This is a genomic window from Pseudoalteromonas xiamenensis (assembly GCF_030994125.1).
Lineage (GTDB): Bacteria > Pseudomonadota > Gammaproteobacteria > Enterobacterales > Alteromonadaceae > Pseudoalteromonas > Pseudoalteromonas xiamenensis_B.
Window position 1 is genome coordinate 2,444,208 of sequence record NZ_CP099917.1, and the last position, 15,237, is coordinate 2,459,444.

Annotated in this window: 17 protein-coding genes; 15 read left to right on the plus strand and 2 right to left on the minus strand. The window is 44.0% G+C overall.

Annotated elements, in window-relative coordinates:
- The first annotated feature begins 99 nt into the window (after nucleotides 1-99).
- Genes aroK through NI389_RS11350 form a run of 4 tightly spaced genes read left to right on the plus strand, consistent with a single transcriptional unit; the run spans nucleotide 100 to nucleotide 4,042 of the window.
- Nucleotides 100-618: a shikimate kinase AroK gene (aroK, locus tag NI389_RS11335; protein WP_208842137.1), complete on the plus strand. Its 519-nt coding sequence runs from the start codon at nucleotides 100-102 to the stop codon at nucleotides 616-618.
- Nucleotides 619-647: 29 nt separating this feature from the next.
- Nucleotides 648-1,718: a 3-dehydroquinate synthase gene (gene aroB / locus NI389_RS11340; RefSeq protein WP_308360021.1), complete on the plus strand. Its 1,071-nt coding sequence runs from the start codon at nucleotides 648-650 to the stop codon at nucleotides 1,716-1,718.
- On the plus strand, nucleotides 1,718-3,160 hold the full coding sequence (locus NI389_RS11345) for an SPOR domain-containing protein (protein WP_308360022.1): 1,443 nt from the start codon (nucleotides 1,718-1,720) through the stop codon (nucleotides 3,158-3,160). The genes aroB and NI389_RS11345 overlap by 1 nt, the downstream gene beginning before the upstream one ends.
- A gap of 51 nt (nucleotides 3,161-3,211) precedes the next feature.
- Nucleotides 3,212-4,042: a Dam family site-specific DNA-(adenine-N6)-methyltransferase gene (locus NI389_RS11350; RefSeq protein ID WP_308360023.1), complete on the plus strand. Its 831-nt coding sequence runs from the start codon at nucleotides 3,212-3,214 to the stop codon at nucleotides 4,040-4,042.
- A 94-nt stretch (nucleotides 4,043-4,136) separates the two neighbouring features.
- Here the strand turns inward: NI389_RS11350 and NI389_RS11355 are convergent, their stop codons facing one another.
- The gene (locus NI389_RS11355) at nucleotides 4,137-4,325 is read right to left on the minus strand and encodes a DUF2970 domain-containing protein (RefSeq protein WP_308360024.1); all 189 of its coding nucleotides are present in this window, start codon (nucleotides 4,323-4,325) and stop codon (nucleotides 4,137-4,139) included.
- Nucleotides 4,326-4,336: 11 nt separating this feature from the next.
- On the minus strand, nucleotides 4,337-4,624 hold the full coding sequence (locus NI389_RS11360) for a hypothetical protein (RefSeq protein ID WP_372588599.1): 288 nt from the start codon (nucleotides 4,622-4,624) through the stop codon (nucleotides 4,337-4,339).
- 194 nt (nucleotides 4,625-4,818) lie between these two features.
- Here NI389_RS11360 and rpe point away from each other — a divergent pair, with 194 nt between their 5' ends.
- From rpe to speD, 11 genes are all read left to right on the plus strand, one after another.
- The gene (rpe, locus tag NI389_RS11365) at nucleotides 4,819-5,487 is read left to right on the plus strand and encodes a ribulose-phosphate 3-epimerase (RefSeq protein WP_308360025.1); all 669 of its coding nucleotides are present in this window, start codon (nucleotides 4,819-4,821) and stop codon (nucleotides 5,485-5,487) included.
- A gap of 2 nt (nucleotides 5,488-5,489) precedes the next feature.
- Nucleotides 5,490-6,152 (plus strand): phosphoglycolate phosphatase, encoded by a 663-nt coding sequence (gene gph, locus NI389_RS11370; protein WP_308360026.1) that lies wholly within the window; start codon nucleotides 5,490-5,492, stop codon nucleotides 6,150-6,152.
- 26 nt (nucleotides 6,153-6,178) lie between these two features.
- Nucleotides 6,179-7,183 carry a tryptophan--tRNA ligase gene (gene trpS, locus NI389_RS11375; RefSeq protein WP_308360027.1) on the plus strand — a complete coding sequence of 335 codons (1,005 nt, stop codon included), beginning with the start codon at nucleotides 6,179-6,181 and terminating at the stop codon, nucleotides 7,181-7,183.
- 187 nt (nucleotides 7,184-7,370) lie between these two features.
- Nucleotides 7,371-7,952 (plus strand): anthranilate synthase component II, encoded by a 582-nt coding sequence (locus tag NI389_RS11380; protein ID WP_308362548.1) that lies wholly within the window; start codon nucleotides 7,371-7,373, stop codon nucleotides 7,950-7,952.
- 117 nt (nucleotides 7,953-8,069) lie between these two features.
- Nucleotides 8,070-9,242: an HDOD domain-containing protein gene (locus NI389_RS11385; RefSeq protein ID WP_308360028.1), complete on the plus strand. Its 1,173-nt coding sequence runs from the start codon at nucleotides 8,070-8,072 to the stop codon at nucleotides 9,240-9,242.
- 311 nt (nucleotides 9,243-9,553) lie between these two features.
- Entirely contained in the window at nucleotides 9,554-10,762 is a 1,209-nt protein-coding gene (locus NI389_RS11390; RefSeq protein ID WP_308360029.1) for an aspartate aminotransferase family protein, read from the plus strand.
- A gap of 70 nt (nucleotides 10,763-10,832) precedes the next feature.
- Nucleotides 10,833-11,849: an arginine N-succinyltransferase gene (gene astA / locus NI389_RS11395; RefSeq protein ID WP_308360030.1), complete on the plus strand. Its 1,017-nt coding sequence runs from the start codon at nucleotides 10,833-10,835 to the stop codon at nucleotides 11,847-11,849.
- Between the two features lie 14 nt (nucleotides 11,850-11,863).
- On the plus strand, nucleotides 11,864-13,336 hold the full coding sequence (gene astD, locus NI389_RS11400) for a succinylglutamate-semialdehyde dehydrogenase (protein WP_308360031.1): 1,473 nt from the start codon (nucleotides 11,864-11,866) through the stop codon (nucleotides 13,334-13,336).
- A 134-nt stretch (nucleotides 13,337-13,470) separates the two neighbouring features.
- Complete coding sequence (locus NI389_RS11405; protein WP_208842150.1) at nucleotides 13,471-13,806, plus strand: DUF3802 family protein; 336 nt, start codon at nucleotides 13,471-13,473, stop codon at nucleotides 13,804-13,806.
- Nucleotides 13,807-13,882: 76 nt separating this feature from the next.
- Nucleotides 13,883-14,290, plus strand: a complete 408-nt coding sequence (locus NI389_RS11410) for an OsmC family protein (RefSeq protein ID WP_308360032.1) — start codon at nucleotides 13,883-13,885, stop codon at nucleotides 14,288-14,290.
- Between the two features lie 92 nt (nucleotides 14,291-14,382).
- Nucleotides 14,383-15,195 carry an adenosylmethionine decarboxylase gene (gene speD, locus NI389_RS11415; RefSeq protein WP_208842152.1) on the plus strand — a complete coding sequence of 271 codons (813 nt, stop codon included), beginning with the start codon at nucleotides 14,383-14,385 and terminating at the stop codon, nucleotides 15,193-15,195.
- The last annotated feature ends 42 nt before the right edge of the window (nucleotides 15,196-15,237 follow it).

Consider the following 15,237-nt stretch of genomic DNA (forward strand, 5'->3'; position numbering starts at 1 on the left):
CCCAGTAGGAATGCTGAGATAATCCCCTCCTTAATTTTGGGGCCAGGTCGTTAGGCGGGGTTTTATTCAAATTTTAGAGTTCGTTTGTACTAAAAAGATATGGCTGAGAAACGTAATATATTTCTAGTTGGCCCAATGGGGGCTGGTAAGAGCACAATAGGTCGTCACATCGCTGACACTTTACATCTTGAATTCTATGATTCAGACCAAGAGATTGAACGCCGTACTGGTGCAGATATTTCGTGGGTGTTTGACTTAGAAGGTGAAGAAGGGTTCCGTGTTCGCGAAGAGGCGGTAATTTCTGATCTAACAGAATTACAAGGTATTGTATTAGCAACTGGCGGTGGCTCGGTGTTGAGCAAAGACGTGCGCAATAAGTTATCTGCGCGCGGCATTGTGGTTTACCTTGAAACGCCAATCGAAAAGCAAGTGGCTCGTACTCAACGTGATAAACGTCGTCCGTTACTGCAAACCGAAGAGCCGGCACGTGAAGTGTTAGAGCGCTTGGCGGACGAACGTGAACCGTTGTATCGTGAAGTTGCTGACTTCGTTGTTCGCACTGATGAGCAAAGTGCGAAAGTGGTTGCAAACCAAATTATTGAGAAACTTGATTTCTAATGTGATGTACCAGTAGTGGAGGGAAAACCATGCTTGAGTTAACTGTTGAATTAGGCGAGCGTAGTTATCCCATCTTTATTGGTCAATCACTGTTTGATGATGCAGGACGACTGACATCGTACATCGGTAAATGTCGTCCCGTCATAATTAGCAACGAAACGGTTGCGCCGCTTTACTTAGCGAGTCTACTCGACAAGCTAGCACCTTTGTCTCCTTTGCATTTCATCATACCGGATGGCGAACAATATAAATCACTTGACTGGTTCGAGCGTATTAACGCGTTTTTACTTGAGCACAACTGTGGCCGAGATACGTGTTTATTGGCCCTTGGTGGTGGCGTAATAGGTGATTTGACAGGGTTTGTGGCAGCTTGTTACCAACGAGGTGTTCCTTTTATTCAATTGCCCACAACGTTGTTGTCACAAGTGGATTCATCGGTTGGTGGAAAAACTGCGGTCAATCATCCGCTTGGTAAAAACATGATTGGCGCATTTTATCAGCCTCAAGCCGTGTTCATTGATACCAATACCCTCAGTACGTTGCCTCCACGTGAATTTGCAGCCGGCATGGCTGAGGTGATCAAGTATGGTTTTATCCATGATGCTGAGTTTTTGAACGAGCTAAGCGAAAAACGTGACGTACTCCAAGCTTTGGATACTGCAGCGTTAACCCAAGTGATTCATCGCTGTTGTCAAATCAAAGCGGACATTGTTGGACAAGATGAAAAAGAATCTGGTTTGCGGGCATTATTAAATCTAGGTCATACATTTGGGCATGCCATTGAAGCTGAACAAGGGTATGGTGTGTGGTTACACGGAGAAGCGGTTGGCGCAGGGATGGTACTTGCGTTGCAGTTGGCCCATATGCGTGGCGATATACTAAATGACGAACTTGAGAACGCGGTTGCTCTGATTGCGTCGTTTGATTTGCCGACGTCTGCACCAGAAACAATGACCGCAGACGACTTCTTACGTCACATGCGTAAAGATAAGAAAAACCAACGCGGTAAAATCCGTTTTATTGTCCCAACAGGTATTGGTCAATGTGCCTTAGTGGACGATGTCACTGACGAAATGGTTGTACAACTGATAGGCCGCTGATGCAGTCGCAGTTATTGCCAAGTCGCGCAGCGCTTATCGATAGAATTGCGCTTCAACTCGAATATGGTCAACAGATTATTAACGTCGTTGGCCAGTCTGGATTGGGTAAGAGCTATTTACTCGAGTCTTTCATTACTGACAAATACCCTGAATTCAACAAAGCATTCGTGCAGGTTTCGGCAACGTTGACCGACAACGAGTTGATGCACGCGCTACTTGAACATAGTTTTAGAGCGCCTCTAGTTGACCATAATCTGTCATTATATGAAAACTTCCAATTACTGCATCAACATGCGCCATGCGGACCGTGTCTCTGGATTTTAGATGGTGGGCGTCATCTGTCCGATGAAATAATTGAACAGCTCAACCGTCTGGTCAAAACCAGCAATGAAACAATATATATTTTAATTGGTTCTCAACAAGCGAACATGATAGTCGGTGCGCTTGATATTCATCTTGAGCCATTGACGTGGCACGAAAGTAAGCAACTAATGCAGTGGTACTTCAAAAATCTCCCGATGGATGAAGACCCAATTTTCCAGACGTTTATAGAATCATCCCGAGGTAACCCTGCTTTGTTGTTATCGTGGAAACCAGAGGAACAATCAACCAACTTACGTGAAAAGAAACCTTCAAACTGGCATTGGCATTTTCTTGTCCTAACCATTGTGTTGGCTGTGCTTGCTGTAGGGTTATTGTATAAGAAAGAGCTTGTCACGCTGTTACCTGATGAACAAGTCGTAGATGTGCCAGAACTGGTGTTGCCGCCCCCTCAGTTGAATGAGCAACCGACAAACGAGGTTGTAGAAGCCCCAGCGACAACGTCTAATATTAATTCTTCGATTGAGCTCGATAAATCAAGTGACTCGGTCGATACTGCTGATTCGGCGATGGTGCTAAACACCACGGTGAAAAATGATGTGCAGAGCATTTTGTCTGATCTGGAGCCGATAGTCACTCAGCCTGCAGAGGTGAATAAGGATACTGAACTACCACAAATTGCAAAACAAACGGTAAAGAGTCCAATTGACCATTCTGGCGTCTTAGAAGAAAAAACGGACGACCAAAAAACGGAGTTAGTGGTTGTCATGCCAGACACGAATGCAACGATTTCCGAGGAACCGAAGCTCAGCATCCATTCAATCGATGATTCATCGTGGTACGTCGCGTTGGAATCGAGTGCGTGGACTATTCAAGTGATGGCTGTGACAGACGACAAAGATGCTCAGGCATTTAGGGATGAGTTTCCGAACCTCAACGCAAAAGTCTATCCAGCATTGCGAAAGGGGACTTGGTGGTATGTGGTTACTGTTGGACAGTATGCAAACATAGCAGAGGCTAAATCTGCCCGCCAGGAATTACCAGAGAATGTGTTAAAAAACCAACCGTTCTATAAAAAAGTCAGCCAAATCCAAGAAGAAATTCGCGCTTCATCTCGGTAAACCGGATGCTTTAGTGTAGAATCGCGCAATTCAGAAAAGAAATTAAGACCCATGCAAACAAAAACGAGAGCCTTTTTAAAATGGGCCGGCGGAAAATACACGTTAGTTGAGGACATTGCTCGTCGCCTAAGACTTGCCAATGCGGACGCTGATACGTTGATTGAGCCTTTTGTTGGTGCGGGATCTGTGTTTTTAAATACCAATTACAAACACTACATTCTCAACGACATCAATGCAGATTTAATTAACCTCTACAAAGAGTTAAAAACTTCGCCTGATGAGTTTGTGAGTGATGCAAAAAAGCTGTTTGTCGAGCTCAATAACCACCCCGATGCGTATTACAGTTATCGTCAGCAGTTTAACGAAAGTGTTGATGTGTATGAACGTGCGATTTTATTTTTGTACATGAACCGACATGGTTACAATGGTTTGTGTCGGTACAACCTCAAAGGGTCGTTCAACGTGCCATTTGGAAAATATAAAAAACCATATTTTCCTGAAAATGAGTTGTATGCATTCGCCAGCAAAGCACAACAGGCAACGTTTACCTGTCAAAGTTATGAGAAAGTTTTTGCTAGCATGCCAAACAATGCTGTCGTGTATTGTGATCCGCCTTACGTGCCGCTTAGTAAAACAGCCTCTTTTACCGCATATGCTAAAGGGGGATTTAATTTGGACGATCAGGCAAATTTGGCAAACTTGGCCGAAAACGCTGCATTCGTTTCAAAGACGCCGGTGCTCATATCGAACCATGACACGGTTTGGACACGTAAAATATACGAACAAGCCCATCTCGATGTTATTCAAGTCAAGCGTACGATAAGTCCTAAAGGGAATAGTCGTAACGCCGTAAACGAATTAATGGCGTTATATCGTCGTTAGTCAATCTGTCGAATTCTCGCGAGACCGAAATCACAGGTATTGCGTTAAGTAAACGCGTAATCCTAGTCGCAATTTCTATTAATATATTGGTCGTTCAGTCCGCGGTTGGGGTAATTAAATTGACTAAGGCAAGCAGTACGATGATAAATAGGACAACGAGTATCACGCCAATAACGATGTATGGAAGAGGTCTTGGTTGATGGAAATCACGTTGGCGCTTAGTTTCACTTTGTACGCCAAACATCGCAGCCAGCACGCTTTGTAAGACACTAAGCCACCGCATGGTAGTACGTCTTACAAGCCTGGGATACTAGTGTTTTTGGTGCTTTTATCGCCACCTAACAGCAGTTCAAGAAGATCAAGGTAATGGAATTGTGCACTGCCGCTGTTGCCTGTTAGCCAATTGATCCATTCACTGCCAACTTGCTTTTGACAAACGGCTTGGTTCATTTTACTTGTTTGCTGACATCCACAACTCGCGTCTGCAAGTAAGGTGTCGTCTTGACCATCGAATGACACTACGCCAACTGAAGCTGTGATAAACGTAGCAACTAAAAGCGTCCGTGTTTTAAGGCGTATCATAATACCACTCCAACTCACTTGGTAATTCCCAAATAGTACACAAAAATTGGTCAATAAACAAACTTTTCTCTACCTTATTTTGGAAACAAATAGATTGATGTACAACAACATTTGGATATTCAAAGAATAATTTTATGGAGTGGGTCAAATTGCGGTAAAGTATAGCCAGTATCTAGTCGTTCAAGGGTTTCACTATGTCTCAATTTTTGATTGCACCATCCATTTTATCTGCGGATTTTGCCAGATTAGGTGACGATGTTGCGCGCGTCCTCGATGCCGGCGCCGATGTTGTTCATTTCGATGTGATGGATAATCACTATGTCCCAAATCTAACATTTGGTCCCATGGTTTGCCAGGCGTTAAGAGCCTATGGAATTGCAGCACCAATAGATGTGCATCTGATGGTGAAGCCTGTCGACAGTTTAATCCCTGAATTTGCGAAAGCGGGCGCCAGCATCATTACTTTCCATCCGGAAGCGAGCGAGCACATAGATAGAAGTCTTGCGCTTATCAAAGAAAACGGTTGTGAGGCTGGGCTGGTTTTTAACCCAGCGACGCCACTTCATTATCTTGATTATGTGATGGACAAAGTCGACCAAATTCTTCTAATGTCAGTAAATCCAGGTTTTGGCGGACAGAGCTTCATTCCAAATACGTTAGATAAACTGCGCCAAGTACGTGAGCGTATCGATGCGTCGGGTCGCAGCATTCGTTTGGAAGTTGATGGAGGTGTGAAAGTAGACAACATCGCAGAAATTGCAGCGGCTGGAGCAGACATGTTCGTTGCTGGCTCGGCTATTTTTAGTCAACCAGATTACAAACACGTTATCGAGGCGATGCGCGCAGAATTAGCAAAGGTTTAATCATGGCGGTTAAGGGCATTTTATTTGATTTAGACGGGACCTTAGTCGACAGTGCCGAAGATATGTACATGGCGCTGAATTTGACACTGACGGAAGTGGCTTATCCTGTGGTCAGTCACGCGTTAGTGACGACTTGGGTGGGTAATGGCATCGATATGTTAGTTAAGCGTGGACTCAGCGGTTCAATGGAAGTGAACCCAACTTTACCTACGGAAACGGTGGACTACGCAATTTCACGTTTTAAACTCCATTACGCTGAAATTGTTGGGCAATATGCTGCGCTTTATCAAAATGTCTTGGTGGGATTGAGTGCGCTTGCTGCGTTTCCAAAAGCGATTGTGACCAATAAAAATCGAGACTTTACGGAAACGCTTTTAAATAAATTGGGTATTGCATCTCATTTTCCGGTGTTGGTATGTGGGGATGATGGACAGAGAAAGCCAAGTCCAGAGCCGTTGCTCAATGCTTGCAAAGCACTGGGATTGAAACCTGAAGACGTGATGATGGTGGGCGACTCAAAAAGTGATCTAGTTGCTGCCAATGCAGCAGGAATTCCCGCAATAGCCTTGACCTATGGCTATCATCAAGGCGAAAATTTACAAGAATTTAATCCACAGTACCTCTTAGATGGATTCTTGGATATAATCCCTGTTTTAATGAAATAGCAATTAACAAAACGTAAAGGAACATCATGACTAAACCTGTAGTGTTAAGCGGCATTCAGCCAACCGGTGGTATGACAATTGGTAACTATGTTGGTGCAATTAACCAGTGGCTTAGCTTGCAAGAAGATCACGAAAGTTTCTTTATGTTGGTTGACCTGCATGCGATCACCATTCGCCAGGAACCTGAAGTGCTCAAAAACCGTGTACTTGATGGTATTGCGCTATACGCCGCATGTGGCATTGATCCGGAAAAGGCAGCACTTTTTGTTCAGTCACAAGTGCCTGAGCACGCACAATTGGCGTGGGTACTCAACTGTTACGCGCAGATGGGTGAATTGAACCGCATGACGCAATTTAAAGATAAATCGGCTAAAAATGCGAACAACATCAACGTTGGTTTATTTGCATACCCAGTGCTACAAGCAGCAGATATTCTACTATATCAAGCGGATCAAGTGCCGGTCGGAGAAGATCAAAAGCAGCATCTTGAATTAACGCGCGATATCGCGACTCGATTCAATAACTTATACGGTGATGTATTCAAAATTCCAGAGCCTTACATTCCTGAACTTGGCGCTCGAGTGATGAGCCTTCAAGATCCGCTAAAGAAAATGTCGAAATCGGATGACAATCCGAATGGTTACGTGATGTTGTTGGACGAGCCAAAGCAAATCGAGAAAAAGCTGAAAAAAGCAGTCACGGATTCAGACGAGCAAGCTCGTATCTATTTTGACCGTGATGAAAAGCCGGGTGTATCGAATTTGCTGACATTACTCTCCGTTGCAACAAAACGCAGCGTTGACGATCTTGTACCAGACTATGCGGACAAGATGTATGGTCATTTGAAGAAAGACACAGCAGATGCTGTTGTTGCTATGCTTGAACCTATCCAAGCACGTTTCAAGGCCATTCGCGAAGATCAAACGTTATTAAACCAAATTATGCGTTCTGGTGCGGAAAAAGCAGGTGCGCGTGCAGAGCAAACCTTGAAAAAAGTGTACGACGCACTTGGTTTTATTCCAAGACCATAGTAATTCGGCCGTTTCAAAATAAAAAGGGGACTGCGGTTCCCTTTATTTTTGGATGAGATTATTGACGTCTCGTTCAACCTGAACGCGTATTTTTGCCAATAACTACCTCCGGCAAGCGTGATTCGTGTACAATGCCGCTGTTTATAAAACGGTGTGTGTTGCACCGAGTTTTAATGGGTTCGTGTTCATGTTGTTGATGATAGATAATTACGATTCATTCACGTATAACTTAGTGCAGTACTTTCAGCGACTCGATCAAGAAGTGATAGTAAAACGCAACGATGAAATTTCGATTGCGCAAATTAAACAATTAAAGCCAAAACACATCGTTATTTCGCCCGGGCCTTGCACGCCAAATGAAGCGGGGGTCTCACTTCAAGTCGTGGAGCAATTAAAAGGGCTTTACCCTATTCTCGGTATTTGTCTTGGACATCAGACGATAGCAAAAGCACTGGGTGCGAATGTTATTCGCGCAAAAACCGTGATGCACGGCAAAACTTCCGTACTACACCACAACCATAAAGGGGTCTTCCAAGACCTACCTACACAATTCAATGTTTGCCGCTATCATTCGCTTGTCGTCGAGCAATCTTCCTTGCCAAGCTCGCTAGAAATGACGGCTTGGACACAGCAAACGGACGGTTCTATTGAGGAAATAATGGGGTTGTTACACACGGAATTAGCACTCGAAGGTATGCAATTTCATCCCGAAGCAATCCTAACGGAATATGGTCTGACTCTACTTGATAACTTTATTCGTCGCTTCTAACCTATAATAAGCGTCTACAGAAAATGTGATTTATTAGTAAAATCGGGATAGTATTACGGTAAGTAAGCCAAAAGCATCATTTCTTTTTTAGAATCACGTAAAGTAATTAGAGGATCCATGAGCCAAGATATCCGCCAGTCAAGGATTGCTCAAGCGTTAGCGCAGCGAGCTCACGATGTGCTAATTAGCCATAATTTTGCTCAACAGCAAATTGGCTATATTCATACACTTGATCTCAATTATGGTGAAGATATTCCACAGCGTACCATGTTGGACGTCGAAATTGCTGCGGCGTCAAAACGTCAGGAACTCAATTCAAGCCATTTAAAATACGTCGCGAAAGCCAGTAATCACTTACATCAAGTTATTGAATCAGCAATCGAAAACAAAAAAGAAGACTTAGAACAGCTTTACACCGAAGTAGTGGGAATTCAAGATACGGTGCCCACCATATTAGATCTTCTGTCCGTGCGCTCCGCCTCCGTCGGTAGATTAGAACCACTAGTTAATGATTTAAGTTGGCTGGGACGAGATTTAGTGTCTCTGGTGAACTTGCCACAATATCGGAAACAGTCAGCCAAAGGGACTGCAGTAAAGGTAGATACACCGGCACTGGCACTTAGGTATCTCGGTTTAGAAAATCTTCAGTTTGTCATTCCAACGTTTGCGATGCGCCATTGGATGCCTCATGCTACCGAGCCATTTCCGTTGTTGAAACGCAAATTACGAGACTTATCGATGTCGACTGCCATTGCGGCAAGGCAGTTAGCCGAACTCGAGGGGGTCAACCCACAACATGCTTTCACCCTTGGTATGTTGATGGATCTTGGAAAAATTGCGGTGACGCGTCTTTATCTGCGAACGTTTGAGCAGGTATGGCAAAACAAGGTAATGATCGCACGCGAAAAAAACCACAAAGATCTTCACACCGCGCTGCTTGAGTTGAGCCCTGATCCGTTGTTTTTACGAAATCTGTTAATGCATGACAGCATGATTTTATCGGCAAAATTAATCGAGAAAATGGCCTTTCGCTATTTGCCATTCAATGCGGTCATGGAAGAGTTAGTGGCGATCCACTCGTCCAACAATGAAGCTATCTCAGACCCATTACCTTTGACCCGAATTTTAACCAAAGCACACGGTTATGCTCAGTATCTGTTACTTAAAGACAGTAATTTGATTGAAGAAGACGAAGCACAAATGTGGTTTGAGCATTTAGGGTTGGATAAATCGTTGCTCGAACACCTAGGAAAGTACAGCTACCATACGCTGCAGTTAACTATTTTATAATTTTTTTTACGACTATTCATTCATTTCGCCAAATGTAAACAATACTCCTAAGCCATGGAGTTGTTTGGCGAAAGCTTCCATTCAAAAGCCAAATAGTTATTCACTCCGACTGAATAATATGTCTCAACCCCTTTAAAATCAAAGGCTCAACGAATTTTTTGCATGAGACAAAGAGATTTTTTTCTGAAATAATGCTCGGACAAAAAATGCGCCAATGCAAATTTGTACAGCTATTTAGACTGCGGATTTGTGAAATAATGCTTAACTGAAAGAGTAATTTATTTGGCGAAAATTAACCAAGAGGAAAGAACATGACAGTCAATCGTGCGTTATTTGATGAAGTAATGGTCCCTAACTATTCACCTTCTGCGGTTATCCCAGTAAGAGGTCAAGGGTCTCGCGTTTGGGATCAGTCAGGTCGAGAGTTTGTCGATTTTGCTGGCGGTATCGCGGTTAACTGTCTTGGACACTGTCACCCAGCTTTGGTTAACGCTTTGAAAGAGCAAGGCGAAAAGATTTGGCATTTATCCAATGTAATGACCAATGAGCCGGCTTTACGTTTAGCGAAAAAATTAGTCGACGCGACGTTTGCCGACAAGGTGTATTTCGCGAACTCTGGTGCAGAAGCGAATGAAGCCGCATTGAAACTGGCTCGTCGCTGGGCATTAGACAACTTTGGCGCACACAAAAGCCAAATTATTGCGTTCAATAAAGGCTTCCACGGTCGTACTTTCTTTACAGTGACGGTGGGCGGCCAAGCTGCATATTCTGATGGTTTTGGTCCTAAACCAGGCGACGTTTATCATGTTGATTACAACGATTTAAGTGCAGTAGAAGCACTGATTTCGGACAACACGTGTGCGGTAATGATGGAGCCTTTACAGGGTGAAGGCGGTATCGTTTCTCCTGAAGCGGAATTCGTAAAAGGTGTGCGTGAACTATGTGACAAGCACAACGCACTGTTGATTTTTGATGAAGTACAGACAGGTGTTGGTCGTACTGGCGAATTGTATGCGTATCAAGGTCTAGGTATTACACCTGACATCCTAACTTCAGCAAAAGCGCTTGGTGGTGGTTTCCCGATTGGTGCCATGCTAACAACGACAGCAATTGCGCAGCATTTGAAAGTTGGTACGCACGGTTCAACATACGGCGGTAACCCGTTAGCGTGTGCTGTTGCTGAAGCGGCATTTGACACAGTTAATACGCCTGAAGTACTGGATGGGGTTAAGGCAAAAGCAGAATTGTTTAAGTCTTTGCTTAATGACATCAATGCAAAGTACAACGTATTTAGCGAAATTCGCGGCAAAGGCCTCTTGATCGGTGCGGTGGTTTCTGACGCATACAAAGGTAAAGCAAAAGACTTTTTAACAGCGGGTATTGAAGAAGGTGTGATGAGCTTAGTGGCAGGTGCAGACGTTGTGCGTTTCACACCTTCATTGGTGATCCCTGAAGCGGATATTCGCGAAGGTATGGCTCGCTTTGAAAAAGCAGTAGCGAAAGTTGTTGCTGCAAATTAAGAATTAGGATTAGGGGAGTGCATAGCTCCCCTAAAAATATCAATTATTTAAATGGGGAGTAAGCGAGCTCATGTTAGTTCTTCGCCCAATCCGAGAAAGTGATTTTCCAGCGTTATTAAACATAGCCCATGAATCGGGCCATGGTTTCACCTCGTTACCCGTTCATGAAGAATTGCTGCAAAACAAAATTGCGCGTTCAATGGCTTCATTTGAAAAAGAGGCCGATCATCCGCACGATGAAGGCTATCTCTTCGTACTAGAAGACACAGAAACAGGTGATGTTGTAGGTACGTCTGCTATCGAAGCTGCCGTCGGGTTAGATGATGCGTTTTATCACTACCACCTTTCTAAAGTGATCCATTCGTCACGCACGTTAAACGTCTACAAAGCCGTAGATATTTTAACTTTGTGTAATGATTACACTGGTGCAACGGAATTGTGTACTCTGTTTTTGAGACCGCAATTTCGTCAAAAGTACAATGGCAAATTGCTGTCTAAAGCGCGCTTTATGTTTATCAAACAACATCAAGAGCGTTTTGCGGATACCGTGATTGCAGAAATGCGTGGCGTGTCTGATGAGCACGGCAACAGCCCATTTTGGAAATGGTTGGAAGAGCACTTCTTCTCGATGGATTTCCCAACAGCCGATTATTTAACCGGTATCGGTCAGAAAGTGTTTATCGCCGAGTTGATGCCTAAGTACCCAATTTACGTGAATCTTTTAAGCAAAGAAGCACAAGCGGTTGTGGGTGAAGTGCATGACAATACGCGCCCTGCAATTGAACTTTTGAAGAGTGAAGGCTTCACGTTCAACGGCTATGTGGATATTTTCGATGCCGGTCCAACCGTGGAAGCTCAGGTCGAAAACATTCGCACCGTACGTGACTCTCAAGTCAAAATAGTCAAAATTGGAAACAACCAAGGTGGTTCCCCATACATGGTCGCTAATGATAAACTTGTCGACTATCGAGCTGCTGTGGTTGAGTTGAGCGTGGATGCAGGTTCTAACGAACTTGTTATTTCGCAAGCAGTGGCTGATGCGCTACTTGTAAAAGAAGGTGACTCTCTCACCATCGCAACCATCTAAGTTAGGGGCGAATTATGACAACACATCCTGCACAGTTTATTAATGGTCAGTGGGAAGCAGGCCAAGGCACAGCATTTAATTCTGTGAATCCCGCGACAAACGAAGTGATTTGGGCTGCGAATGCAGCATCTGCAGAGCAAGTCAATATTGCGGTAAAAGCAGCGCGCAATGCGTTCTTTGCCTGGAGCGACCGCCCATTTGAAGAGCGTCTGGCTATCGTAAAACGTTTTGCCGAACTATTAAAAGAAAACAGTGAAGCTTTAGCGATTGCCATTGGTAAAGAAACGGGCAAACCAGTGTGGGAAACCCGCACTGAAGTTGGTGCAATGGTCGGTAAAATAGCCATTTCTGAAAAAGCGTATCACGAGCGCACGGGCATGGTTGAAAACCCAATGCCGCAAGGAAAAGCATTTATTCGCCACAAGGCACATGGTGTGGTTGCGGTCTTTGGCCCGTATAACTTCCCTGGTCATTTACCAAATGGGCACATTGTCCCTGCATTGCTTGCCGGCAACACGGTGATTTTTAAGCCTTCTGAATTAACACCAATGGTTGCAGAAGAAACGTTGAAACTTTGGCAACAAGCAGGTCTACCTGAAGGTGTACTAAACCTTGTACAAGGTGAAGTTGAAACCGGGAAAGCACTCGCGTCACATCGTGGTATTGATGGCCTGTTTTTCACTGGTTCGTCACGTACCGGTCACTTATTGCATGAGCAATATGCAGGCCAACCGGGCAAGATCCTTGCGTTAGAAATGGGTGGAAACAATCCGCTTATCGTAAAAGATGCTTCAGATATTAAAGCGGTTGTTCACGATATAATCCAATCAGCGTTTATCTCAAGTGGTCAACGTTGTACCTGCGCTCGTAAGTTGTTCTTACCTGCTGGTGCACAAGGTGACGCGATCCTTGAGCATCTTATCCGCGCAACAAAAGCGATTAAGATTGGTCATTTTGATGCGCAAGAGCAGCCGTTTATGGGTTCAATGATTTCAGAGCGTGCCGCAGCGGGCATGGTTGTAGCGCAATCACAACTGGTTAGTCTAGGTGCTGAAGTTCTGCTAGAGCTGACTCATCAAGCGGGTACAGGTTTTGTTACGCCGGGTATTATCGAATGTACTAATGTAACGGAATATCCAGATGAAGAGCACTTCGGTCCGTTGCTTAAAGTGTTCCGCTACACAGATTTTGATGCTGCAATTGAAAAAGCAAATGATACCTCATTTGGTCTATCTGCGGGTTTACTTGGTGATAACGAAGCCGATTACGACTATTTCTTCCGTCGTATTCGCGCAGGTATCGTAAACTGGAACCGCCCAATTACGGGGGCTTCAAGTGCGGCACCATTTGGTGGGATCGGTGCGTCAGGTAACCACCGCGCAAGTGCGTATTACGCAGCAGATTACTGCGCGTTTCCGGTAGCCTCAGTGGAGTTGGAAAAAGTAGAAATTCCAGCAACATTAAGCCCAGGTCTGAACATCGAATAGTGGTTCAGTCTTAAGTACTAAAAAAGCAGCCTAGGCTGCTTTTTTTGTTTTGCTTGGCGCACAAAAGTAGCAATCAAGATCACTTTCTGCTTAAATCAAAGCAAGCGGTATTAATTCTTTTAGGTGGGTAAAACATGGTGCTTGATCAACAAGGATACGACGAATTAGTGATGTATTTAACACACAATTTAGCCTTGTTTGAAAAGCCTGGCGTTGTAAAGCCCGGTGCACCGACGGTGATAGAGTTGATTGAAGATGTCATCGCGGAGCAGGTTATTCGTTTGTGTGAGCAACACAACGCACTGTCGACAGAGCAGCGCAGTATGATTGTGCGAGAGGTTGATGGTATTGTTTATGACCTACAAGAAGTGCTTTCCAGCGTGACGGATAAACGCGTCACCGAAGAACAGCGAGCTTTTATTGAAGAGTTTGCAGGACTCGTCAAAAATTTATTTGATTCAGCGGTTTGACCGCAAAATTCAATTCTTAGGTAAGGTTAAACCGCGCAGTGACTGGCGCGGTTTCTGTTTATAAAAGGTAGAAAAAATGGACGCAGTAGTAAAATGGGTGGAAGGCGATACGTTTATTGGTCGTTCTCATTCAGGTCATAACGTTGTGTTTGATGCAGGCAAAGACAGCGCAGCGCCAAGCCCAATGGAAATGGTATTGATGTCTGCTGGCTGCTGTTCATCGGTTGATGTGGTGAGTATTTTGAAAAAAGCCCGTCAAATTGTGCATGGCGTAGAAGTCAAACTCACAGCGGAGCGAGCAGAAAACGCACCTAGAGTATTTACCAAAATGAATCTACACTTTGTCGTTACTGGGGAAAAGGTAGCTGAAAACCATGTAGCTCGCGCAGTTCAATTGTCAGCAGAAAAATATTGCTCAGTTGCGTTAATGCTTGAAAAAACAGTCGAAATTACACATAGCTTTGAGGTAGTTGAAAGCGTTTAAAAATAACGCTTTTTTGAACGGGCATTTTCGTATAAAATCCGCGAACTTTTGGTTCTGCAAAGCAGATTGACATGTTATAAGGTTGACTTAACGTGAGCAAGCCCTTTAATAAAATCAAACTTCATGGCTTTAATAACTTAACTAAAAGTTTGAGCTTCAGTATTTATGATATTTGCTACGCACAGACAGAGCAGCAACGTCAAGAGTACATCGAGTACATCGATGAACAGTACAGCGCTGACCGTTTAACGGACATTCTGAAAGAAGTAGTTGATATTATCGGTGCAAACATCCTAAATATTGCACGCCAAGACTATGATCCGCAAGGTGCGAGTGTGACGATTTTGGTTTCAGAAGAGCCGGTAGAAAATCGTGATTCGTTTGTGGATGATGAAACACCAGGGCCATTGCCTGGTGCGGTCGTTGCGCATTTAGACAAAAGTCACATTTGTGTTCACACGTATCCTGAATCGCATCCTCATGATGGCATTTGTACTTTCCGTGCTGACATCGAAGTGTCGACGTGTGGTGTGATTTCACCGCTGAAAGCCTTAAACTTCCTTATCCATAAGTTAGAGTCAGATGTGGTAACGATTGATTACCGTGTTCGTGGTTTTACGCGTGATGTGAATGGTGTAAAGCACTATATCGATCATGAAATTAACTCGATCCAAAACTACATGACGGTAGATACAAAAGAAGCGTACCAAATGATGGACGTGAATGTGTATCAAGAAAACCTGTTCCATACAAAGATGATGTTGAAGAACACGGACTTAAACGCCTATCTGTTTGGTGTAACAACGGACGATCTTTCTGCTGATGAAGAGGAAGAAATCCGTCATAAACTGACTCGCGAGATTCAAGAAGTATTCTACGGTCGTAACTTGCCGTATGCGGACTAAGTTACAAAGCGGCTTTTCTGTTTTGTAACAACCAAAAAATAA